This is a genomic window from Limosilactobacillus coleohominis, assembly GCF_016901675.1.
GTDB classification, from domain to species: domain Bacteria; phylum Bacillota; class Bacilli; order Lactobacillales; family Lactobacillaceae; genus Limosilactobacillus; species Limosilactobacillus intestinavium.
Genome location: NZ_JACJKU010000001.1, coordinates 26,247 through 51,162 on the forward strand (window position 1 = coordinate 26,247; position 24,916 = coordinate 51,162).

Sequence of the window (24,916 nt, forward strand, 5' to 3'; positions counted from 1 at the left end):
ATGAAGTTAGCAGATGCTGATTTATTAACAGCGATTATTACACCTTTCAATGATAACAATGAGATTGATTTTGATGCTTTAGAGAAATTAACTAATTATCTCATTGAACAAGGAAGCAATGGATTTGTTATTGGCGGAACTACCGGTGAAACACCGGAGCTTTCCCATGATGAAAAGATTGAATTGTATACTAAGTTTGGTCAAATTGTTAATGGACGAGTACCAGTAATTGCTGGGACTGGAAGTAATAATACAAAAGAAACGATTAGTTTCACAAATGAAGTTGGTAAAATTGATGGCATTGACTACGCATTGGTTGTTGTTCCACCTTATAACAAGCCAAATCAACGTGGGATGAAGGCTCACTTCACTACTGTGGCTGACAACGTCAATATTCCAATCATTATTTATAACATTCCTGGTCGAACTGGATCAAAGATGTCTCAAGAAACCATTTGTGAATTATCACACCATGATAATATCGCAGGGGTTAAGCAATGTGCTTCACTTGAGGAAATGGAATACGTTATTGACCATAAAGCTGATGACTTCTGTGTATTTTCTGGTGAAGATGCACAAGCATTAACGGCACGTGTATTGGGTGCAAATGGGGTTATCTCGGTGGCCTCACATTCCTACACACCACAAATGCGTGCAATGTATGATGCTCTGTATAAAGGAGATTATCAATCAGCAGCCAAATTGCAACGGTGGTTAACTCCTAAGATGGCAGCATTATTTATGTTCCCATCACCATCACCAGTCAAGGCGTTATTAAATGCTCAAGGATTTAATGTCGGAGGTTGTCGAATGCCAATTATGACCCTAAATGATGATGAAAAAGCACAATTAGCAGTTGCGTTAGATCTGCCAAAAGATGCTTTCAATGGCAAGTTACCATTGAATTTGGAGGAAAATTAAGATGCAAAGAGTATTAGTTGCTGGTATTAATGGAGCGATGGGACAATATGCCACTAAGATGATTAATGATCTCGATGGCTTTGAAGTGTCTGCAGGTCTTGGCTTAGGAATTAAAGATGGCGACCAGGCTAAGTACCATGTTTCAGCAGATACTAAACTGTACGGTTCCTTAGACGAAATTGATGGTGATGTTGCTGATATTTGGTTGGACTTTACAGCACCAGTTGCGGTCTATCCAGATGTTAAATTTGCTTTGAATCATGGAATTAGACCAGTTGTTGGTACAACAGGTTTAACAGATGATCAAGAAAAGGATTTACAGCAGTTAGCTAAAGATAAAGGTTTAGGTGGTTTGATTGCTCCTAACTTTGGTATGTCAGCAGTTTTGTTGATGAAATTTGCTAAGGAAGCTGCCAAATATTTCCCAGATGTTGAAATTATTGAAATGCATCATGAGGATAAGAAGGATGCTCCTTCTGGAACTGCTTTAAGCACAGCCAAATTAATTGCCGAAAATCGGGAACCTCATCAAACCGCTCCTGACACAATTGAAACGTTGAAAGATGTTCGTGGTGGTGATTATGAAGGAATTAAGATTCATTCTGTACGTCTCCCAGGATATGTAGCTCACGAACAAGTATTATTTGGTGGTAAAGGTGAAGCGTTGACTATTCGGCAAGATTCTTTTGATCGGAGTTCATTCATGAGCGGGGTCAAAGTTGCTTTACAAAAAGTCAATGATTTAAATGGATTAGTTATTGGTTTGGAAAACATTCTGTAGAAAAGGAGAATGATGTATTATGCCAGAACTTGCAAAGGGTATGGAAAACTACGTAAACAATGATGTTAAGGCAATTCGTCCTTCAGCAATTCGTGATTTTGATATGAAGATTTCATCTATTCCTGGGTTAGTGAAGTTAACTCTGGGTGAACCAGATTTTAACGTACCAGAACACGTTAAGGAAGCCGCCGTTCAAGGAATTAGAGACAATGATTCTCACTACGGACCTGCTGCTGGTAAGTTAGAATTACGGAAGGCAGTTGCTAAGTACTTAGCTGATACTCGGAATGTTGATTATAATCCAGAAGACGAAATTCTAATTACTAATGGGGGAACAGAGGCTTTAACGGCGATTACCTTTAGTTTGTTAAATCCTGGAGACAAAGTTTTGGTACCTACTCCAGTATTCTCTTTATACTTCCCAATTATTACGCTAACTGGTGCTGAATGTATTCAAGTTGATACATCTGATGATGGCTTTGTATTGACTCCAGAAAAGTTACAGAGCGAAATTGACAAGCATGGTGATGTTAAGATGATCCTCTTAAATTACCCATGCAACCCTACTGGAAGGGCTTATCCAGAAGACTTATTACGTCGGTTAGGTAAGATCCTGCACGATAATAATATTTTGATTGTCGCTGACGAAATGTACAGTGAATTAACATATGATCAAGAACATTTTTCATTAGCAACAATTTATCCTGAACAAACATTGTTAGTATCTGGCTTATCGAAGTCACATGCTATGACTGGATGGCGACTAGGTTATATTGCTGGCTCTGCACCACTGATTGGTGAAATCTATAAGATGCATGGATTCATGGTTACTTGTGTTAACGACATTGCACAAGACGCTGCTGTTGAAGCTTTAAACAATGGTCGTGAAGATCCAGTGGCTTTCCGGAAAGAATATCAAAAGCGTCGTGACTTTGTAGTTGACCGTATGGAAAAGATGGGCTTTGATATTGCTACGCCAGATGGAGCCTTTTACGTTTTTGCTAAGATTCCTGCTCAATTCGGTAAGGATGATTTCAACTTTGCACTTGATTTAGCTAAGAAGGCTAAGGTTGGTGTTATTCCAGGAAGTGCCTTTGGTGCCGGTGGTGAAGGCTACATTCGGATTTCATATGCGGCTTCTGATGAAAAGTTACAAAAAGCAATGGATCAAATCAAGCAATACCTTGATACATTAGACTAGTAAAGAAAGCACGGAATTAAAAACCGTGCTTTTTTTGATGAAGTTATATACAATAAAAGTATTGAATTTTTTGAAAAGGAATGATGCAAGATGGATGCACACCATCTTTCAAAGCGGCTCACGGCGGTGGCACAATATGTCCCGCAAGGCGCCCGCTTAGCTGATATTGGATCGGACCATGCATATTTGCCAGCTTCGTTAATTATTAACCATCGCATTAACTTTGCAATTGCTGGAGAAGTTGCGAAGGGACCATTTGAAAACGAAAAAAAAGAAATCAGACAGTTAGGATTAGAAAAAGTATTAATTCCAAGATTAGCCGATGGTTTAGCAGCAGTTACTGCGGATGATGGCATTGATACAGTAACCATTGCTGGTATGGGTGGATCGTTAATTGCGAAAATTTTAGATGAAGGTCAAGATCGGTTATCTGGAGTGAAAAAATTGATCTTGCAACCAAACGTTGGTGAGAATCGGGTTCGTGAATGGTTGATGAGCCATCAATACCAAATTCAAAATGAACAAATTTTGGAAGAGGATCATCACATTTATGAAATTATTGTTGCGGAACCTACTGTCTGCCCAGTTCGGTATGGAGAAAAGGAATTACTATTTGGACCATTGCTGTTGGAACAGACTTCAGCCATCTTTAATGCAAAATGGCAAGCGGAATTAAAACGTTGTGAAAAAACGGTAGTTCAAATGCGCCAAGCTAAGACGATTCCAGAAGATCATTTGATGACGATGCAAAAGAAAATTAACTTGATTAAGGAAGTGTTACCTGATGACGACCGGGACAGAAATAATTAATCAATTTGAAAAGTTTTGTGACCCTAGTTTAGCCGAATCGTGGGATCATGTTGGCTTACAAATTGGAAACCCTGATAAACCAGTAACGCGCATTATGACGACTTTAGATGTACGGCCAGAGGTGGTAGACGAGGCAATCGAACGGCAAGTTGACTTTATTTTTGCTCACCATCCTGTTATGTTTCACCCGGCTAAGGATCTAGATACAAGAAATCCACAGAATGCAATGTATGCCAAGATTCTAAATAATGGAATTACAGTATATGCAGCACATACAAATTTAGACAGTGTGAATGGTGGGATGAACGATTGGTTAGCAGACCAGTTGCAACTACAAGATACGGTACCGTTAGTGGAAAAAGATATCGATCCTGCAACGGGAATTCCTCGTGGAATGGGTCGGATTGGACAATTGCAACATGCGATGAACGTTGATGAATTTGCTGACTATTGTTTAAAGGTTTTTAACATCAATGGATTACGTTTGATCGCCAAAAAAGGCGATACCCGTCAGATTAAACGGGTAGCAGTTTTAGGTGGTTCTGGATCAGAGTTTTATCAAACAGCTGTTGATAAACACGCTGATGCCTATGTAACTGGGGATGTTAGTTATCACGTTGCTCATGACATTCTCGCTAATGGTTTAGTTGTAGTTGATCCGGGTCACCACATTGAATGTGTAGCTGTTAAGGGACTTCATCAACTACTAGAGGAATGGAAGCAAAAGAATAATTGGTCAGTGGATATTATTGAAACGTCCATTAATACGGAACCATTTCGCTTTGTAACAAAATAGACGACATTTGTAATATGATATAATTATGACAAGCTGACATAGCAATTAGCGGTCTGATATTAATTAAATGAGGTGTTAAATTATGGCAAGTTTGAAATATGAAAACTTACTACCACGTTTTTTGAAGTATGTAAAAGTTGAAACACGGTCAAATCCAAACAGTGATACTATTCCTTCTGATCCTAAGGAAATGGACTTTTTAAAGGAATTGGAAAAGGAATTAAAGGAAATTGGTTTATCTGATGTTCGCTTTAACAAAGCAGGAACATATTTACTAGCTACCTTGCCAAGCAACGTAGATCATGATGTTCCTACCATCGGTCTAATTGCGCACGTTGATACAGCTGACTTTAATGCTCATAACGTCAACCCACAAATTGTTGAAGATTATGATGGCTCATCTGACATTCAATTGGATCAAGATGGGGAATTTGTTTTAAGTCCAGGTGAATTTCCATCATTAAAGAAGTATCAAGGTGACACACTTGTAACAACAGATGGTTCTACATTATTAGGGGCTGATGATAAATCTGGAGTGGCAGAAATTATTACTTTCTGCGAATATCTTATTAATCATCCTGAAATTAAGCACGGCACCATTCAAATTGGATTAGGCACTGACGAAGAAATTGGGATTGGTGCTGAACATTTTGAACCAGAAGAATTCGGGGCTGATTTTGCATACACTGTCGATGGTGGACCTTTAGGCGAACTTGAATATGAAACTTTCAACGCAGCACATGCAGTAGTTGATATTAAAGGGAAAAATGTTCACACTGGTGTAGCCAAGGGCACAATGATCAATGCCTTACAATTGGGAATTGATTTTCATAATAGTTTGCCAGATCATGATCGTGCTGAACGGACAGAAGGTCGGGAAGGATTCTTCCACTTATACAAGTTTAGCGGCGAAGTTGATAGCGCACAGATGGAATACTTGATTCGTGATCATGATAAGGACATTTTTAACGAACGTAAGCATGCATTGGAAGCCGTTGCCGACGATATTAATGCTCAATTAGGTGAGGATCGTGTTAAGGTTACCATTAATGATCAATATTACAACTTGCGTGACGCTTTAAAAGATCATATGGAAGTCGTTGAACTTGCTAAGCAAGCAATGGAAGACCTAGATATTAAGCCAGATATTTACCCAGTTCGTGGTGGTACAGATGGATCGACAATTTCATACAAGGGTCTGCCAACGCCAAACTTATTTGCTGGTGGTGAAAACATGCACAGTCGCTTTGAATATGTTTCGGCACAAACAATGGACCGTGTAATTGATGTTCTTTTGGAAATGAACAAGTTGAATGTTGAAAATAATTAGAAAAGAATTCCTAATTCAAACAAAAGAGGCTCCGTTAGAAATGACGGAACCTCTTTTGTTTAGTTAGCTTTAATAGATTGTTAACCAATTATTTTATTTGCTTTGTCGACGGGGATTAGCCTTATCAGTTATTGTATAAACAATGTTGGCAGCAAGTACTGCGAACACCGCCCCAATGATTGCAGCATTCAAAAAACTAATTGGTGCCGCTTCTAGTTGACCACCAATGTAACCGAGAAGCATTCCTAGAATACCACCCCAAATAATGGCCATAATACTTCCAACAATTCGTCTCACGAGTATCACCCCTTTAATAATCACAATTGTATTCTACCATATTTTGATGGAACTTACGATGACAATGAAAAAAAGAAATCCACCTAAAATCAAAGTTTGTTATAATTTTAAAAAGAAAGGTGAGGTGATAAAAATGGCAGTGGTACCGCTTGATATTAATAGCACATACAGCCTGCTACAAAGCACTATTCGTCCAAAAGAATTAGCAGCGGCAGCTCGCCAACGTGGTTATTCCGCAATGGCCCTCACTGATAATGACGTATTATATGGGGCAGTTGATTTTTATAAAGCTGCACAAGAATCCCAAATTAGTCCTATCATTGGCGCAAAATTTAACATATCGTTAAACGACATAGATGATCAGAAAATTAGTTTGACTGCTATTGCCAGTGATCTTCAGGGATATGAAAACTTGATGCAACTATCTACTATGAGAATGACCTCTGATGTTGATTTAACGAGGGAAGATTTATCTCATTATATAGAGCATTGTTTTATCATTGTTAATCCCACCCCGCCAATTTTGGGTGCGCAAGGGGATCAAGAAGCAGCGCAATTTTTAAAATGGTTAAGTATTCAGGACGTCCAGTCTTTTTTGGGAATTAACCTAACCCTTGACGAAACGATGCGGCAGGTAGTTCAAGATTTGTCAAAGCAATATCGTCTGCCAACTATTGCTGACGAAAGAGTTGATTACCTAAACCCGGACCAATATTTTTCTACTCAAGTCTTACGTTCAATTAGTAGTGGTAATCAAATTCAAACTCCTTTAGAAGTTTCCTCAAAAAAGGGAGCTCATTATCTTAGGACTGCAGAAGAATTAACGAAGCTGTATAACGAAGCCGGGTTGCAAGAGGCCGTTAAGAATAATGAATTGTTAGTTCAGTCAAGCGGCTTTAAGATGAATTTTCAAAAACCAGTGTTACCACACTTTTCCGTTCCGGGTGGCGTTTCAAGCGCTGATTACTTAAGACAGTTATGCATTGACGGTTTGAAAAAACGTCAGTTAGCCCCTCATATGACCATTCAAGATTACAAAAAACGACTGGATCACGAATTAACGGTAATTCATCAAATGAACTTTGATGACTACTTTTTAATCGTTTGGGATGTAATGGACTTTATTCACCGCTCAAAAATTATGACCGGTCCTGGTCGTGGTTCGGCAGCTGGGTCATTAGTGGCTTATGCATTAGCGATCACAGATGTGGACCCGCTTCAATACGGACTTTTATTTGAAAGGTTTTTAAATCCGGAACGAGCTCAAATGCCGGATATTGACCTGGACATTCCTGATAATCGTCGTCAACAGGTTCTTGGATATGTTCATAAGCGTTATGGGCATTCAAGAGTTGCACAGATTATTACATTTGGAACACTTGCTGCCCGTCAAGTTGTAAGGGATGTTGGAAGGGTTTTTGGAGTGCCCCAATATCAAATTGAGCAAATCATCGATATATTAAGACCTCTAACCCGTCATCGTAGTATTACATTGGCAGAAGCTGTTAAAGATTCGCAGCCATTAAGGAATTTGATAATCGATAACCCGATGAATCGACTAATTATCCAAACAGCACAGCAACTAGAAGGACTACCACGGCACTATTCGACACACGCTGCCGGAGTGGTCTTGTCAGCTTCTCCTTTAAGGACGATCGTGCCCTTGCAAAAGGGTAATGACGAAGAAGGGTTGTTAATGACCCAGTTTCCAAAAGAAATTGTTGAATCTGTCGGACTTTTAAAGATGGACTTTCTAGGATTACGTAACTTGTCAATTATGGATAAGGCGATGCAATTAATCCGTCAAAAGGATCCGGATTTTGATATCACTACTGTTCCGCTAAATGATCAGACAACAATTCAATTGTTTCAAAAAGGTGCTACGGATGGAATTTTTCAGTTTGAATCAACTGGAATTCGCCAAACGTTAATTAACCTGCAACCAGATTCGTTTGAAGACATTGTTGCGGTCAATGCTTTGTATCGTCCGGGACCACTAGAAAACATTCCCCATTTTATTGCACGGAAACATGGTCAGGAAAAAATTGTATTGCCAGATGAAAGTTTGCAACCAATTTTAGGACCAACGTATGGAATTTTGGTTTACCAAGAGCAAGTTATGCAAGTAGCATCTAAGATGGCAGGATTTTCTTTAGGTCAAGCCGACTTGTTGCGTCGGGCAATGAGTAAGAAAAAACAAGCCACAATGGAGAGTATGCGCGGCCGGTTCATTAATGGGGCGGTTCAAAATGGTTACAGTAAACAGATTGCGACGCAGGTTTTTGATTATATCGACCAGTTTGCAAACTATGGATTTAACCGTTCCCATGCGGTCGCTTACTCTAAGATGGCATATGAAATGGCATATTTGAAATGCCACTATCCTGCTGAATTTTTTACGGCTTTATTGTCGATCGAGCCAAATATTAATAAAGAACAACTCCATTTAGCAGATGCCAAAAAATTTGGTCTCAAAATTAAGGGGCCAGATATTAACCAAAGCCAGGAAAGTTTTTCTTTGATTAATGGCGATATTCAAATGGGCTTCACAATGATTAAAGGAATGCGTAGAGACTTCATTCAAGCAATAATGGATGAACGACAGCGTGGACCCTTTAAAAATCTGGGTGACTTTGTCCAGAGAATGGGAGACAAATGGCAAAAAGAAAACTTGATAAATCCTTTAATTTATAGCGGCGCGTTTGATCATTTAGGATATAATCGTGCGGAAATGATAGAAGGTCTCTCGGGACTATTTGCCGGTAATGAATTCGCGTTTAAGAGCGCGGATTTGCAGCCGATGATGGAACGTCGAAAAGAATATCCTTTAACATACCGCTTGTTAAAAGAAAAAGAGTATCTTGGCGTTTATATTTCTGGCCACCCAGTTGCACAGTATCAGAAGGTCCGCGAAAGAATACGAACACAGCGGGTATCTGATATTAAAGTCAATGAACATGTCAAAATGTTGGTGATGATTAATCAACTTCGGCAGATCAATACCAAAAAGACACACCAGCCAATGGCATTCGCAAGTGTTTCAGATGAAACCGGAAGCGTTGATGTTACTATTTTCCCTGACCAATATCAAAGGTATGTTGATATTGTCCAACCATCAAGGATTGTCCTCATCAATGGAACTGTGGAATTTCGTAATAACCGTCCTCAAGTAATTGCAAATGAAATCATCCCAGTTCAACGATTGATTACTACCAATTCCAAAAGTAATCAGCGATGGGTGGTAAGGATAGTGAAGGGACAATCACAATCAAAACTATTACACGCATTAAAGGAAAACAGCAGTGAAATTAGCGGCAGTGTTCCGGTGGTGGTATTTGATGAAGCTTCTAATAAGGCCAACTTGTTGGACAGATCTATGTGGCTTCAGAGTTCTAGCAAATCTCGTGAGTTATTGAACAAGATTTTTGGAAGCGCAAACGTTGTATTACAGGCAATTGATTAGTAACCGCTTTCATAAGAAAGGTGCTAAAATGAAGCTTTTCACGTGAAAAAATGGCCTGAAGTTACAGACACAAAAAATAAAACGTGTTATTATAGCACTGTACAATCAAAACTGCTAAGTGAGATTTGATTGGGGTAGTAATGCAAAGGAGAGAATTTTGTTATGAAGAAAACCAAGATTGTTAGTACCTTGGGTCCAGCAAGTACGGACGTAGATACAATTGTTAAGTTAATTAATGCGGGAGCTAATATTTTTCGTTTTAATTTTTCACATGGTGATCATCCAGAACACCTTGGTCGTTTAAACAACGTTCACAAAGCTGAAGAAATCACTGGTAAAAAAGTTGGTATTATGCTTGATACCAAAGGTGCTGAAATTCGGACTACTGTTCAAAAAGATGGTAAGATCGAATACAACATTGGTGACGAAGTACGGATTTCAATGGATGATAGCATTGAAGGAACTCACGACAAGATTGCCGTTACTTATGAAGGCCTTTATGATGATGTTCATGAAGGTGGCCATGTTCTTTTCGATGATGGTTTAATTGACATGCTCGTTGAAAAGAAAGACGAAGCAAATAAGGAACTTGTATGTAAAGTTTTGAACCACGGTATTCTTGGTTCCCGGAAGGGTGTTAACGCCCCTGGTGTTTCCATTAACTTACCTGGAATTACTGAAAAGGACTCTAGTGATATTCGGTTCGGTTTGGATAATGGCATTAACTACATTTCTGCTTCCTTCGTACGGAAGGCACAGGATGTTTTAGACATTCGTGAACTTTTGAAGGAAAAGAATATGGAAGATGTCCAAATTTTCCCTAAGATTGAATCACAAGAAGGAATTGACAACTTTGAAGAAATTATTCAAGTTGCTGATGGTTTAATGGTTCCTCGTGGTGACATGGGGGTTGAAATTCCTGCAGAAAACGTACCTTTGGTACAAAAGCGGATGATTCGTCGTTGCAATGTTTTAGGTAAGCCTGTTATCACTGCAACTCAAATGCTTGATTCAATGCAAGAAAACCCACGTCCTACTCGTGCGGAAGTTTCAGACGTTGCTAACGCCGTCTTTGATGGTACTGACGCAACAATGCTTTCTGGTGAAAGTGCTAATGGTGACTATCCTGTTGAATCAGTTGCTACAATGTCTCGGATTGACGTTAAGGCTGAAAACAACTTAGACCAATTTGGTACTGAAACATTCAACTTTGACAAGTCCGACGTTACTGAAACCATTGGTTCAGCTGTTGCTAACGCTGCCCGTGATCTTAACATTAAGACCATTGTTGCTGCTACTGCTTCTGGTTACACAGCACGGATGATTTCCAAGTATCGTCCTCATGCTGATATTGTTGCTTTAACATTTGATGAACGGACTCAAAAGGGTCTGATGATTAACTGGGGTGTTCAACCATACGTTGTTGAAAAGCCAGGTAACACTGATGAAATGTTCAAGTTAGCTAATGATGAAGTTAAGAAGCTTGGTTTCGCTAACGAAGGCGACAAGATTATCGTGATTGCTGGTTTACCTGTAGGTAACAAGGGTACTACCAACATGATGCGGATCCAAACTGTTAAATAATAAATAGTTTGCCGTTATCTAAGAGAGGTTAGAAATTTTCTAGCCTCTCTTTTACTTTACATAAAATCTATGTAAAATAGAATAGTTAATGATTACGACGTCGTAAAGTGAGGGAAAGTCAATGAATCAGAATTTAGGGCGAATTGTGAGCGCAGTAATGATTGATGAAAATGATCACGATTACTTTGTGCAACCAGATCGGGATGGCCAGACTTACCGTCTTCCCAAAGAAGAATCTCCACAAGTATTGCACATTGGTGGTTCTGTTCAGGGATTCGTGTATGAAAACGAAAACCACCAGTTACAAATGACCTGTCAACATATTCCAACCATTCAAATTGACCATTATGATTTTGGCAAGGTTGTAAGTGTCCGCCGAGATTTGGGTGTCTTTGTGGACATTGGCTTACCTAATAAAGATATTGTGGTATCTTTAGATGACTTGCCAACGCTAAAAATTTTGTGGCCGCAGCCTGGTGATCAATTATTGATGGCATTGCAAGTAGATGACCATGATCGAATTTGGGGTAAGCTGGCTGATGAACAGATTTTTGAGACAATGGCAACTAAAGTTTCCCCAAAAATGAAAAATTTGAATGTTAACGCAACAGTTTATCGTTTGAAAATAACTGGTACTCTTGTGATTACAGATCGACTCCAGTTAGGTTTTATCCATCCTTCTGAACGTGATCAGGAACCGCGACTTGGTCAACGGGTTCATGCCAGGGTGATTGGAATATCCAGTCATGGAAGCTTGAACTTATCTCTAAAGCCACGTGCATATGAGGCTATCGATGATGATGCAAAACAGATCTATCAAATGCTTTTCCATGCTCCTAATAAACAGTTGCCTTATACTGATAAGAGTTCCCCTGCAATGATTAAAGAGGTCTTTGGTATGAGTAAGGGACAGTTTAAACGTGCAATTGGTCATTTATTACGAGAACGCATTGTCAGCCAAGCCGGTGGTCAACTTATTTTGTTAAAGGAAGTTACAGCTCATGAGTAAGGAGCAAATGCTGCAGGATGTGAAGGATTTTGGCCAATTCCTGTTAGTTGAGCGTGGTTTAAGTAATAATACTATTCAAAGTTATCAAAATGACCTCAAAAAGGCGGGCCAATATTTTAACAGTCAGCATTTAACAGACTGGCAACAAGTTGATCGATATGCAGTTTTAAATTTGTTGGCTCATTTAACTAACCTCGGCCAGAGTCGAACAACTATTGGCCGGCAAGTGTCCAGCTTAAGGCAGTTTTACCAGTATATGCTTCGTCAACACCGGGTTAATGATGACCCCATAGCTTTGGTGACCCTTCCTAAGGGACATCGTCATCTGCCAACTGTGTTGACTCAAGAAGAAGTCCAAGCAATGTTGAAGGTTCCTGATACAAGTAAAAAAATGGGAATTCGCGATCGGGCAATTTTGGAAGTGATGTATGCTACCGGTATGCGGGTTAGTGAGTTAACTGGTTTACGTTTAAATGATCTCCATTTAGACGTTCATTTAGTTCAACCGCGTGGTAAAGGTGATAAGGAGCGGATTATTCCGATTGGCGAAGTTGCTGAATACTGGTTGAATAAGTATTTAAACGAAGTTCGACAACCGCAACTGGTCAATCATCCAGCAAGTGAGTTCGTTTTTTTGAATGCGCGGGCCAAACCATTAACGCGCCAGGCAATTTGGCAATTAATCAAAAAAACCGCTCAGCAAGCAAACATTGATAAAGATGTAACGCCACATACGTTAAGGCATAGTTTTGCTACCCATTTGTTAGGAAATGGTGCAGATTTAAGAATTGTCCAAGAACTATTAGGTCATAGTGATATTACGACTACGCAAATCTATACCCATGTTTCTCAAAAACGACTATTAGCTGTTTATAAGGATACTCATCCGCGAGCATAAAGGAAGTATTAGATGTTAGTAAATTATCGGAAAGATTATCAAAAAATTGTGATGGGGTTGTTATCCTTTATCCCTGATTTAGATGAATATGATCGGTTAGATGAAGAAATTGAATGGGGAACTGAACCACCACGAAGAATTGTTTTATGGAAAAATACCAAAATTGATCAATTTGGTGGGGTGGCCATTATTGAATCTGGTGCTGACTATATTTTAATTCGGCGGATGTCATTCACTCCTAGTGAACGCTCTGGAAGAAACATGTATTTATTTTTATCCGCCATTGCAGAACAAGAATCAGATAAGCGGGTAATTGGTACTTTGAAAACCCAGTCGTTAGTTACTAATTGGCGACATAGCAACCAATATGATAATTAGTTAAAGGGGGATTAATGGTGGCCACAAAAGAATTAAGCAAGTTACCATATCAGCCAACGCTAAAATTAAATGAATTTGAGGGCCCACTAGATCTGTTGTTACACCTGATTCGCCAATCTAAAATGGATATCTATGATATTAAAATTGCGGAAATTACGGACCAATACATGAATTATTTGGCGGAAAATAAAAAGCATCAGCTAGAAATAGCTGGTGAATATTTTGTAATGGCTGCTACTTTAATGGCTATTAAAAGTCAGATGCTTTTACCGACTCCACCAACCGATGAAGAAAATGAACAATCAGAAGAAGATGATCCCCGCAGTGAGTTGGTTGAACAATTGTTAGAATATCAACGTTATAAGCAGGCAGCGGAAGATTTAAAAGATAAGGAAGAGAATCGGCAAACAGAATATACGCGAGAAGCAATGGCGGTTCCTGAAGGGCTGGTTCATTTGCAGGTGGCTCCTGGAGTAACGATTGACGAATTGCAAAATGCATTTGCTAAAATTGTGGAGCGGCACCGTTTTAAAGAACCGGAAATTGAGAATGTTCGTCCTGAAAGAGTAACGGTGGCACAACGAATTAAATCAGTGGTAGAGCAAGTAACTAGGCCAACGCGATTTGTGGATTTGTTTCAGGACGATGTTACTCGTGACAACTTAGTTACCACTTTCATGGCGGTTTTAGAATTAACTCGTCATGAAATTGTGCAGATTAACCAATCACAAATGTTTGGACCATTAATTGTGATCCCTGGTCCCAAGATGAAGGAGTATCGTAATGAGCAATTTGGCAAAAATTGAAGGACTGTTATTTATCAGTGGCGATGAGGGAATTACGGTCACTGATCTTAGCAATATTACTGGCTTTATGAAACCGGCCGTGTTGGGCTTATTAAATAAATTAGGACAACAATATGCCGAAAATGATGATTGTGCTTTAACACTGCTCCAGAGCGATGAAACGTATCGATTAGCAACCAAATCATCATTATCTGACGTAATGAAAGCTTATTTTAAAAAGCCTCTAACAACACCGTTAACCCAGGCCTTATTAGAAGTGTTAGCTATCATTGCCTATCGTCAGCCAATCACTCGAATTGAAATTGACGCACTACGTGGGGTACAAAGTTCGGGATCAATTCAAAAACTAATTGCCAGAGGATTGATTGAAACCCATGGCCGATTGAACGTTCCGGGACGACCATTTAGGTATGTTACAACCAATGCTTTTTTAGATTATTTTGGTTTGCAAACATTGAAAGATTTACCACCTTTAACAAAACAAATGTCGCTAGAAGATATGGATAGTGATATTTTCTTGAGAGCATTACAATCGCGTTAGGATAAACTGAATCAGAAAGGAAAATAATAAGAATGGAACGTCTTCAAAAAGTAATGGCAGAGGCAGGAGTTGCTTCACGACGGGCCTCAGAAAAATTAATTGCGGCCGGACATGTAGCTGTTAATGGGAAAATTGTTACTCAACAGGGAGTAAAGGTCACCAAAGCGGATCAGGTGACGGTTGATGGTGTTCCTATTAAACATGAACCATTGAAATATTATTTGCTGAATAAACCGCGTGGGGTTATTTCATCAGCCCATGACGAAAAGGGTCGACGGACTGTGGTAGATATTTTGAAAGAAGACGGAATAGAAGAGCGAATATATCCAGTTGGTCGGCTTGATTATGATACAACCGGGATCTTACTGTTAACAAATGATGGTGACTTGGCAAATAAGCTGATGCATCCTAAGTTTGAGGTTCAAAAAACTTATGTTGCAAAGGTTAAAGGCGTCATTACCAATGCTGAGATGAAACAGTTACGACTGGGAGTTATGGTAGATGGACGGAAGACTAAGGAAGCGCGGGTTAAACTGTTAGAAGTAGCCGATAATCATCAATCCAGCAGGGTTCGTTTAACCATTCATGAAGGACGCTATCATCAAGTTAAGCGGATGTTGAAGGCTGTTAATCATCCGGTTATGAAGTTGCATCGTGAAACGTATGACTCACTAAACCTGGCGGGCTTGCCAAGTGGTGGTCAATGGAGAGAATTGCGCCCAAACGAAGTCAAAAAACTAAAAAAACTGGTTTAATTCTGTACTATTGTTCGTAAAACCAGTATAATATTCTTGTACAATAAAATGATGGTTTGTCTTCAAGGCAGGGTGTAATTCCCGACCGGCGGTAAAGCCCGCAACCCGCTTAGCGGTGGAATCTGGCGAAATTCCAGATGCCGACAGTATAGTCTGGTAGATAGAAGATTATGCTTTCCAATATTGGAAGGTAATTTTGAGGGCAAATGGTGTGCCCTCTTTTTTATACCTATAATTTAAGAAGATGACCTCAATCAATGGAGGTTTGATTTATGTACAGTACTTACAATAGAACACGGCGGTTTACAATGACTGCTTGTTTAGCTGCGTTGGCATTTCTTTTGATGTTTATTGAGTTTCCATTAATTCCTGTGGCATCATACTTAAAACTGGACTTTTCTGACATTCCGGTTTTACTAGGAACAGCAATATATGGTCCGTGGACGGGGATACTGATTGCAATTATCAAGTGTCTTTTACACGGATTAGTACGTGGCTTTTCGCCAGTTGAGCTGTTAGGATTATTTGCTAATTTATGTACGTCCGTAGCTTTATTGCTTCCGTTTGACTGGTGCATTCGTCATACAAAGTGGTCGCAAAAAAAGCAGTTGTTAGTAGGCGGGATTTCAGCAACGTTAATAATGACAATTGTGATGACCGCCTTTAATTATTACGTGCTCACACCTGCATATATGCGCATGTTTAATTGGCATCCAACATTACCGATTAATGAATTAATGTTGGTAGGAGTTGCTCCTTTTAACTTGATTAAGGGGATCCTCGTTAGTCTTCTATTTGGGATTATTATGCTGCATTTAAAATGGTGGGTGCAAAAACATCAAGAAAAATAATTAAATTAAGAAGTTGGGTGTAAGCTCGACTTTTTTTATTAGATAATATAACTTAGAACTTATTCTAGGAATGGAGAAAACGATGAATAACTACTTATTCATGTTATTTACGGAGCACCCTCGCCGGTATCGAGTTATTGAAAATACAATTCGTAATAAAAGAACGCAGGCCACCTTATTTTGGGCATTGAATTATCAGATATTAAATTGGCTCGGCAGTGCAGATCACATGACACGGAATGAATTTGACGCATGGATGCATCATCAACAGGAACAGGGCTTATTGATGGTGCAGGATGACTGTGCCTGGTTAACAAAAAGTGGTGTCCATCATAAACAACGAATTTTAAAAAATTATTATCAGCCACGGTTTGACCGGTGGACATGGCTGGTCAACACAAAAAAATATTCGGAAAGGTTTCTGCTAGCAATACAGGCAATATCTGAACTGTCATTTTATAATCGTAATTATGTTCCATTAGGAATTTCAATAACAGAAATGAGTGTTGTACGAAATTGGTTAACCCGTCCTGGCTTAATCAGTACAGTTCACAAAGAATTATTGTCAATTGGTGAATATCTGAGTAGCACTGATAACCAATTAGCAGTATTATTCGCCCATACTTTATTAGGTCATGAGATGAGCGGATGGACAGATACCCAAGCAGCTAATGAACTGGAAGTTACTAGCGAAGAAGTAATGATCATGCTACGTGATATTTGGTTGGGAATTGCTAGTTACTTAGCTGGACACCCACAGTCCAATCTGGGGCAATTAATGAATTCGTTACTTAATTCAACACCGATCAGTAATAGTGCTTGGCGAACAGTTCGCGAATTTCAAAGGGGAGTTCCAATTCCTAAAATTTCTCATGTTCGTCATCTCAAGATTAGTACGGTTCGTGAACATCTTTTGGAAGCTGCCATTATTATTCCGCAATCGATCGACTGGCAACGATTGCTAACTGCAAATAAAATTAAAGCAGTTCAATCACACCATCGTGGGCCTGTTAGTGAATGGCAATTTACACGTAGTACTAATCAACCAGCGGATGATTTCTTTTACTTTAGATTAGTCCAGATTTGGGAGTTACATCACCAACATGAATAATATCAGCTTAACTTTACATAATATTTTACATGACAAGTATAATTTTAAAACTTTCCGTCCAGGTCAAGAAGAAACTTTAATGAGCGTACTAAGTGGCCATCCAACATTATCAATTTTGCCAACAGGTTCCGGGAAAAGTTTGTTGTATCAGCTGCCTGCTCACCTTACGAATGGATTAATTGTGGTGATCTCACCGTTAATTTCTTTAATGCAGGATCAGGTTGATCGGATTCGCCAGCAAAATCAGTTCAAGGTAGCGATGCTAAATTCCAATTTAGATTTCCGTGAACAAACGCAGATTTTAAAGACGATGCAACAATATCGCTTCTTGTTTACTTCTCCTGAAACATTGGTCAAGCCGGCAGTTCAGCAGAAATTAGCGAATTTGGATATTAGCATGCTGGTAGTTGATGAAGCCCACTGTATATCACAATGGGGACCAAATTTTCGACCAGAGTACTTATTGATTAAAGATGTTATTAGGAGGATTGCCCCTCAGCGACTATTGATGTTAACTGCTACGGCAACTCCTTCAGTAACTAAAGATATCATCACCAAAATGGGATTAGATCCAAATGCGGTAAAAATAATTCGCCAACCTGTAGACAGGAAGAATATTTTTCTAGCTGTTCATCGATTGCCGGATGAACATACTAAACAGGAAAATTTAATTGAAATGATTAATAAGTTGGGACCGGGTGGCGTAACATATTTTTCTAGTAAAAAGGTTACTAATCAGGTTGCAGAACTCATTACTAAAAAGACAGACTTAAGGGTTGGAATATATCATGCTGGTTTATCAAGGATTGAACGTTATCAGGTTCAACAGCAATTTATGCACAATCAATTAGATTTGATTTGTGCAACTAGTGCTTTTGGAATGGGAATTAATAAGAACGACATTAGATATGTTATCCATTACCACATGCCCGGTAGTATTGAAAGTTATGTCCAGGAATTTGGTAGAGCGGGGCGTGATGGACTAGCAGCGCTCTCACTAATTCTTTATGCACCCGGTGATGAATTTATCCAAGATAATCTCGTGCAGACAGCTGTACCATCTGTAGAATCGTTAGAAGCAGTTCTGCAAAAAAGATTGCCATTAAATGTTTTTGGAGAAGAGCAAGATTTAATTGATTTTTACCTTCAACATCACTATTCGCCTCAGCAAATTTGCCAAATTTTAGATGAACAAAACTTGTTAAGTAAGAAACGAGTTCGAACAATGTTGAATTATATTGCTGGTGATCATTGCTATCGTGAAGTCATAAACGCTTATTTTGGTCAGGATGATTTTCAAAAGCCGCAAATGTGTTGCTCTTATGATCAACCAGACTGGCAAGTTGATGATCTTGATTTACCGGCAGTTAAACAACAAGTGCAAGTAAAATCAACAGATTGGCAAACAATCATTGATAATTTATTTCATGATGGATCAATCTAGACAGTATCTATATAAATGCGCTACAATTTTATGTATGTAAATCAAGGAGGGTTAATTCATGAGTGAAAAGCGTGAAGACCAGCGCCCAGAAAATGAAAAACTATGGGATAAGACTTTTGAAGACGACGAAGATGTAGATTCAAAAGGTAATCTCTCTCGAGTTAAGCGTCGTAAACAGGATTCCCATAATTCGCGGATTACCACTATTTTGGTGGTTTTAATTATTATTTTGGCTGCGGCGCCGATTATATACTGGGTTCGTCATGAACAGGCTTTTGACCACCCGGTACGGCATGAAAGGGTTGCGCAAAGCGCCAAAGTTACTAAGAAAAAAAGTGCTACTGAAAAGTCAAGCCATCATAAAAGACATCCGAGTAGTTCCAGTTCTATAGACAGTAGCCAAGACTATTCAACTACTAATAATAGTAGTACGGAAATGGCAGCTTCATCAGCAATTAGTAGCTCAAGGGCAAGTAGCAGTTCAACTGAGTCCAGCAACCGGTATGCAACAGTTCAATCTGGTCAGGGAATATACCGGATTGCTGCTAATAACGGTTTAACAGTAGATCAGTTAGCGCGTATGAATAATATATCACCTAATACAGCATTGCACCCTGGACAACGACTGCGAGTTAAGTAAAGGAGAGGTTATTAAGAATGGCAAAAGGATTGCAAGTAGCAATTGATGGACCAGCTTCGGCAGGAAAGAGTACTGTAGCAAAGAAAGTGGCAAAAAAGTTTGGTTATGTTTATTGCGATACTGGAGCAATGTATCGATCAGTAACCTGGGCTGCTTTACAAGCAAACTTATCAATGGACGACAAGGAAGCGATTGTTGAACTGGCACAAAAAATCAATATCAGTTTTCAACCGGGAGATCCTGAGCAACGGGTGTTTGTTGATAATCATGAAGTAACGAAAGAGATTCGCTCTAATGAAGTAGCCGAAAATGTCTCTGCAGTGGCTGCCATTCCTGAAGTAAGGTCAGAAATGGTGCAGGAACAACGTAAGATTGCCGGCCAAGGCGGGATCGTCATGGATGGTAGAGATATTGGAACAACCGTTTTACCAAATGCACCTGTTAAAATTTTCTTGGTAGCAAGTGCTTATGAACGGGCAAGACGCAGATTTGAGGAAAACAAGGCCAAGGGAATTGCTACTAGTACTTTAGAGGAATTGCAAAAAGCCATTGAATTACGTGATCAAAAGGACTCGACTCGTAAGGTTTCACCATTAACAAAGGCAAGTGATGCAATCGAAATCGATAGTACTCATTTAACAATCAATGAAGTCGTTGATGAGATTTCAAAAATTATTGAAAAAAAGGATAACAATTAAAGTTAACACTGGTAAATTGCGATTAAATCTAGTAAAATAGTAGCCAGAGTTGATTGTTGCAAGGAGGATTTTTTTAGATGGCTGAAAATGAAAACAATAACGCTATGTTAGAAGCGCTTGACAGCATCAAGCAAGTTAAAGTTGGGGATGTTGTTAAGGGTAAGGTACTGCAAATTGATGACGATCGCCAAGCAATCGTTGGGATCGAAGACGCTGGGGTAGAAGGTGTGGTTCCAGCAAACCAACTTACTACTAAACCAGTTGACGACATCAATGATGTTGTTAAGGTTGGCGATGTCTTAGATTTAGTTGTAATTTCTAAGATTGGTTCCGACAAGGAAAACGGCAGTTACTTACTTTCACATCGGCGTTTGGAAGCCATGAAGGTATGGGACGACATTCAAAAGAAGTTCGATGCCGGCGAAACCATTACTGCTAAGGTAACCCAATCTGTTAAGGGTGGTTTAGTAGTAGATGCTGGTGTACGTGGATTCGTTCCAGCATCAATGATTACTGATCATTATGTAGAAGACTTGAACCAATTCAAGGGTCAAGAACTTGAATTTAAGATTATTGAAATTGAACCTAGTGAAAATCGTTTGATCCTTTCTCACAAGGAAATTGTTAAGAAGGAACACGAAGAAGCTGCCAAGAAGATCTTCTCTGAATTGGCTGCTGGTGATGTCGTTGACGGTAAGGTTGCTCGTATGACTAACTTTGGTGCCTTCATTGACCTCGGTGGTGTTGATGGCTTAGTTCACGTTTCTGAAATTTCTTATGACCACGTTGACAAGCCTTCAGACGTATTGAAGGTTGGTCAAGATGTTAAGGTTAAGGTATTAAGCGTTGACCCTGAACGTGAACGGATTTCACTTTCAATTAAGCAAACATTACCTGGACCATGGGATGACATTGAAGAAAAGGCCGCTGTTGATACTGTCTTAACTGGTACTGTTAAGCGTTTAACTAGCTTTGGTGCTTTTGTTGAGGTATTCCCTGGTGTTGAAGGGTTAGTTCACATTTCACAAATTTCACACAAGCACATTGCAACTCCTGCTGATGTGCTTAAGCCTGGCCAAGAAGTTAAGGTTAAGGTTATTAATGTTGATCCAGAACATCAACGTTTAGGTCTTTCTATCAAAGCGTTAGAAGAAAAGCCTGCTGACAGTGACGATGATAACCACAAGCGTAACAACAACCGTGGTAACCGTCGTCCTCGTCGCAACAACTTTGCTGCTGATGCACCAGAAGAAGAAAATGGCTTTACTCTGGGTGATTTGATCGGTGATGAACTGAAGAACGCTGGTAAGTAAGCTTTCAAATATTTTGAATGAGGCTGAGGAGATTAGGTTCTTCACAGCCTTATTTTTGTTTATTATCAATTACAATTAAAGGAGGGATATTATGGCAAACACAATTGTTGCAATTGTTGGTCGACCGAACGTTGGTAAATCGACTTTATTTAACCGAATTGCTGGAGAACGAATTTCAATTGTTGAAGATACACCTGGCGTCACTCGTGACCGGATATACACTCATGCAGAATGGTTAGGGAAGAATTTTAACTTAATTGATACCGGTGGGATTGAAATGTCTGACCAGCCGCTTTCTACACAAATTCGAGAACAGGCTGAAATTGCCATTGATGAAGCTGACGTAATTATCTTAGTGGTTGATGTACAAAATGGCATCACTGATGCTGACGAAAAAGTTGCTCAACTACTTTATCGTTCAAATAAGCCAGTTGTTCTGGCAGTAAATAAAGTTGATAATCCAGAGCGGCGTACTGATATTTATGACTTTTATTCACTTGGCTTAGGTGAACCATATCCCGTTTCAAGTGTCCATGGTGTTGGACTTGGTGATCTACTGGATGCAGTGATTAAGAATTTCCCTGAAACAGCTGAGAATGGTACTGACGACAGTATTCGGTTTAGTTTGATTGGTCGACCAAATGTTGGTAAATCTTCGTTAGTAAATGCAATTTTAGGTCAACAACGAGTAATTGTTTCTAATATTGCAGGGACTACCAGAGATGCTATTAATACTAAATTTGTTGCTGATCATCGTGAGTTTACAATGGTTGATACTGCAGGGATTAAGAAGAAGGGGAAGCTTTACGAAAATACTGAAAGATATGCCTTAATGCGATCAATGAAAGCCATTGACGATAGTGATGTAGTCTTAGTAGTATTGAATGCTGACGAGGGTATTCGGGAGCTGGACAAGCATATTGCCGGATATGCTCATGAAGCTGGCAAAGCTGTGATCATTGTCGTTAATAAATGGGATTTAATTAAGAATCGCGACCATCGTACGATGACAGATTTTACTAATTTAATTCGTAATGAATTTCAATACTTAAGTTATGCCCCAATTATCTTTGTTTCTGCCATTACAAAGCAACGTCTAATTAAGATTCCAAAGTTAATTGAAGAAGTTTATGATCATGCGCGCCGTCGTATCAAGTCATCTACTTTAAATGATGTTTTAATGGATGCAATTGCTGCTAATCCAACGCCAAGTACCAACGGAAAACGACTTCGTGTTTACTATGGAACACAGGTGGCCGTTGAACCGCCAACTTTTGTGATTTTTGTAAATGATCCTGATCTGATGCATTTCTCATACGAGCGATATTTAGAAAATCAGATTCGGCAAGCCTTTGATTTTACTGGAACGCCAATTCACTTAATAAAACGACGCCGCAAGTAGTTTAAAGCGCAAAAAATCACCGAAGTTGTTAAATAATCGCAAAATGACGGGATTTTATAAGCAAAACGCCTTGCCAACGGGGTTTCACTATGCTAATCTTAAATCTGAAATGATACGTTGTTGCGTTATTATTTCGTTAATTTTGGACCACTCAAAATTAACAACGCTTGATGTAATGTTTAATTGCATCAAAGTGGGAGGTGAAAATGACATGGCAAACAAGGCTGAATTAGTAAGCAATGTTGCTAGCGCAACTGGCTTAACCAAGAAAGACGCTACTGCTGCTGTAGATGCAGTATTTAGCTCAATCCAAGCATCTTTAGCAAAGGGTGAAAAGGTTCAATTGATTGGTTTTGGTAACTTTGAAGTACGTCAACGTGCTGCTCGTAAGGGTCGTAACCCACAAACTGGTCAAGAAATCCAAATTCCTGCAAGCAAAGTACCTGCTTTCAAGCCAGGTAAGGCTTTAAAGGATGCTGTTAAGTAATTTTTTAGAAATTACTCAATAACATAAGAGGTTTGAGTTTTACTCAACCTCTTTTTATTTTCAAACGTGCATTTGAATGGGAGGTTATTAATGAGCTATTCTGAGAAAATGTTGGATCAGTTAGAAGCTGGTCAAATGGAAGCTGCTAAGAAATCATTTGCCTGGGCATTGCGAAAGGATGAAGACGATACACTTTTCAATTTAGCTGAGCAGTTGTATGGCTTAGGCTTTCTTCACCAAGCTCAACGGATATACCTCAAGTTACTTGATAAGTATCCTGACGAAGATGAAATTAAAACTTCATTGGCCGAAATTGCGATTGATGGTGGCCACAATGATGAAGCATTGGCTTATTTGTCACAGGTTCCTTCAAGTTCACCAGCCTATTTACAATCACTTTTAGTGGCTGCTGATTTGTATCAAACTGAAGAGCAATTTGAAGTAACAGAAGAAAAATTGCGTGAAGCATATGAAATTGCCCCAACGGAACCTGCAGTGTTGTTTGCACTTGGTGAGTTTTACTATCTAGTCGCTAAATATGATCAAGCTATTCCCCTATATATTGCTTTGATTAAACAAGGATACACTGAGTTTGCCAAGGTTGATATTGCTGGCCGTTTGGGAATGGCTTACGCACAAAGCGGCAAGTTTACGCAAGCGTTGGGGTATTTGGAGCAGGTTGATCCTCAATATCAAACTAGTGATATTCGTTTTCAAACTGGTTTAACCCAACTGCATTTAGGAAAGCTGACAGATGCAATTGAAACGCTGAAAGATTTAATCGATTATGATGATCAATACGCTTCTGCATATCCTGCCTTAGCAAGTGCTTATGCACAAAATAATCAATTTAAGCAAGCTTTGACAACTGCTCAGGAAGGATTAGGTGTTGATCAATATAATGAGCAACTATTTGCTCAGGCTGCTGATATTGCCAGTCACTTAGGTGATTATAAATTAATGGATAAGTACTTAAAGGCTGCTCATGAGCTTGATCCGGAAAATATGACGATTGCCTTACAGTACAGTAACTTCCTTTTGCAACAACAACGTTATCAAGACAACATTGATTTATTATCACCATTTATTAAAGAGCATGAAGTGGATCCACAACTAGAATGGAATTTGGCCCAATCGTATATGAAGTTGGAGCAATTTGATAAAGCAGGTAAGGCTTTTGAAACTGCTTTGCCAACATATCAAGATAACCCTGAATTCCTGCGTCAGTTGATTGATTATTATCAAGAAACAGGTCAACACGATCAATTGGTTGATGAATTAGAGCATTATGTTGAATTAGTACCGACTGATACTGAAATGATTGACTTATTGGATTCATATCAGAACTATTGATTAAATTAATTGATTATATAAAATGGGCTTCATTCGTTCAAACATTG

Annotated in this window: 24 protein-coding genes and 1 riboswitch; of the genes, 23 read left to right on the forward strand and 1 reads right to left on the reverse strand. The window is 39.1% G+C overall.

Translation table 11 applies throughout. The annotated features are described in order from the left end of the window. From dapA to pepT, 6 genes are all read left to right on the forward strand, one after another. The gene (gene dapA, locus H5975_RS00130; protein ID WP_239473095.1) at positions 1-921 is read left to right on the forward strand and encodes a 4-hydroxy-tetrahydrodipicolinate synthase; all 921 of its coding nucleotides are present in this window, start codon (positions 1-3) and stop codon (positions 919-921) included. A gap of 1 nt (position 922) precedes the next feature. Continuing rightward, positions 923-1,702, forward strand: coding sequence for a 4-hydroxy-tetrahydrodipicolinate reductase (dapB, locus tag H5975_RS00135; RefSeq protein ID WP_204784383.1), 780 nt, complete (start codon positions 923-925; stop codon positions 1,700-1,702). Between the two features lie 19 nt (positions 1,703-1,721). Next, positions 1,722-2,903, forward strand: a complete 1,182-nt coding sequence (locus tag H5975_RS00140; RefSeq protein WP_204784384.1) for an aminotransferase class I/II-fold pyridoxal phosphate-dependent enzyme — start codon at positions 1,722-1,724, stop codon at positions 2,901-2,903. A gap of 90 nt (positions 2,904-2,993) precedes the next feature. After that, complete coding sequence (locus tag H5975_RS00145; protein ID WP_204784385.1) at positions 2,994-3,713, forward strand: tRNA (adenine(22)-N(1))-methyltransferase; 720 nt, start codon at positions 2,994-2,996, stop codon at positions 3,711-3,713. After that, positions 3,688-4,509, forward strand: coding sequence for a Nif3-like dinuclear metal center hexameric protein (locus H5975_RS00150; protein WP_204784386.1), 822 nt, complete (start codon positions 3,688-3,690; stop codon positions 4,507-4,509). Before H5975_RS00145 ends, H5975_RS00150 begins: the two co-directional genes overlap by 26 nt. A gap of 82 nt (positions 4,510-4,591) precedes the next feature. Next, positions 4,592-5,839, forward strand: coding sequence for a peptidase T (gene pepT / locus H5975_RS00155; RefSeq protein WP_204784387.1), 1,248 nt, complete (start codon positions 4,592-4,594; stop codon positions 5,837-5,839). A gap of 93 nt (positions 5,840-5,932) precedes the next feature. Here pepT and H5975_RS00160 read toward each other — a convergent pair whose 3' ends face one another. After that, on the reverse strand, positions 5,933-6,136 hold the full coding sequence (locus H5975_RS00160; RefSeq protein ID WP_304134593.1) for a YjzD family protein: 204 nt from the start codon (positions 6,134-6,136) through the stop codon (positions 5,933-5,935). Positions 6,137-6,269: 133 nt separating this feature from the next. Between H5975_RS00160 and dnaE the strand changes: the two genes are divergently transcribed. The 17 genes from dnaE to H5975_RS00245 all read left to right on the forward strand — a co-directional run bounded on the left by dnaE (position 6,270) and on the right by H5975_RS00245 (position 24,869). After that, the gene (gene dnaE / locus H5975_RS00165; protein WP_204784388.1) at positions 6,270-9,599 is read left to right on the forward strand and encodes a DNA polymerase III subunit alpha; all 3,330 of its coding nucleotides are present in this window, start codon (positions 6,270-6,272) and stop codon (positions 9,597-9,599) included. Between the two features lie 162 nt (positions 9,600-9,761). Continuing rightward, entirely contained in the window at positions 9,762-11,183 is a 1,422-nt protein-coding gene (gene pyk / locus H5975_RS00170; protein WP_178660780.1) for a pyruvate kinase, read from the forward strand. A gap of 121 nt (positions 11,184-11,304) precedes the next feature. Next, entirely contained in the window at positions 11,305-12,192 is an 888-nt protein-coding gene (locus H5975_RS00175; RefSeq protein ID WP_204784389.1) for a CvfB family protein, read from the forward strand. Continuing rightward, a complete protein-coding gene (gene xerD, locus H5975_RS00180) occupies positions 12,185-13,090 on the forward strand; it encodes a site-specific tyrosine recombinase XerD (RefSeq protein ID WP_239473096.1) in 906 nt (301 codons plus the stop codon). Before H5975_RS00175 ends, xerD begins: the two co-directional genes overlap by 8 nt. A gap of 12 nt (positions 13,091-13,102) precedes the next feature. After that, complete coding sequence (locus H5975_RS00185; protein ID WP_178662361.1) at positions 13,103-13,468, forward strand: reductase; 366 nt, start codon at positions 13,103-13,105, stop codon at positions 13,466-13,468. Positions 13,469-13,482: 14 nt separating this feature from the next. Continuing rightward, positions 13,483-14,274, forward strand: coding sequence for a segregation and condensation protein A (locus tag H5975_RS00190; RefSeq protein WP_204784390.1), 792 nt, complete (start codon positions 13,483-13,485; stop codon positions 14,272-14,274). Then, complete coding sequence (gene scpB / locus H5975_RS00195; protein WP_204784391.1) at positions 14,252-14,815, forward strand: SMC-Scp complex subunit ScpB; 564 nt, start codon at positions 14,252-14,254, stop codon at positions 14,813-14,815. The genes H5975_RS00190 and scpB overlap by 23 nt, the downstream gene beginning before the upstream one ends. A 32-nt stretch (positions 14,816-14,847) precedes the next feature. Beyond that, positions 14,848-15,570, forward strand: coding sequence for a pseudouridine synthase (locus H5975_RS00200; RefSeq protein WP_178662364.1), 723 nt, complete (start codon positions 14,848-14,850; stop codon positions 15,568-15,570). Between the two features lie 54 nt (positions 15,571-15,624). Continuing rightward, positions 15,625-15,743: riboswitch (FMN riboswitch) on the forward strand. Positions 15,744-15,842: 99 nt separating this feature from the next. Continuing rightward, positions 15,843-16,421 carry an ECF transporter S component gene (locus H5975_RS00205; RefSeq protein WP_178662365.1) on the forward strand — a complete coding sequence of 193 codons (579 nt, stop codon included), beginning with the start codon at positions 15,843-15,845 and terminating at the stop codon, positions 16,419-16,421. 82 nt (positions 16,422-16,503) lie between these two features. Further along, positions 16,504-17,532 (forward strand): helix-turn-helix domain-containing protein, encoded by a 1,029-nt coding sequence (locus H5975_RS00210; protein WP_204784392.1) that lies wholly within the window; start codon positions 16,504-16,506, stop codon positions 17,530-17,532. Beyond that, complete coding sequence (locus tag H5975_RS00215; protein WP_204784393.1) at positions 17,525-18,976, forward strand: RecQ family ATP-dependent DNA helicase; 1,452 nt, start codon at positions 17,525-17,527, stop codon at positions 18,974-18,976. Before H5975_RS00210 ends, H5975_RS00215 begins: the two co-directional genes overlap by 8 nt. A gap of 58 nt (positions 18,977-19,034) precedes the next feature. After that, positions 19,035-19,616: an SAG1386/EF1546 family surface-associated protein gene (locus H5975_RS00220; protein ID WP_204784394.1), complete on the forward strand. Its 582-nt coding sequence runs from the start codon at positions 19,035-19,037 to the stop codon at positions 19,614-19,616. 17 nt (positions 19,617-19,633) lie between these two features. After that, a complete protein-coding gene (gene cmk, locus H5975_RS00225) occupies positions 19,634-20,314 on the forward strand; it encodes a (d)CMP kinase (protein WP_204784395.1) in 681 nt (226 codons plus the stop codon). Positions 20,315-20,391: 77 nt separating this feature from the next. Further along, positions 20,392-21,627, forward strand: coding sequence for a 30S ribosomal protein S1 (gene rpsA, locus H5975_RS00230; RefSeq protein WP_204784396.1), 1,236 nt, complete (start codon positions 20,392-20,394; stop codon positions 21,625-21,627). 91 nt (positions 21,628-21,718) lie between these two features. Further along, a complete protein-coding gene (der, locus tag H5975_RS00235; RefSeq protein WP_204784397.1) occupies positions 21,719-23,029 on the forward strand; it encodes a ribosome biogenesis GTPase Der in 1,311 nt (436 codons plus the stop codon). Between the two features lie 211 nt (positions 23,030-23,240). After that, a complete protein-coding gene (locus H5975_RS00240) occupies positions 23,241-23,516 on the forward strand; it encodes an HU family DNA-binding protein (RefSeq protein ID WP_006915942.1) in 276 nt (91 codons plus the stop codon). A gap of 90 nt (positions 23,517-23,606) precedes the next feature. Further along, positions 23,607-24,869 carry a tetratricopeptide repeat protein gene (locus H5975_RS00245; RefSeq protein WP_204784398.1) on the forward strand — a complete coding sequence of 421 codons (1,263 nt, stop codon included), beginning with the start codon at positions 23,607-23,609 and terminating at the stop codon, positions 24,867-24,869. Positions 24,870-24,916 lie beyond the last annotated feature (47 nt).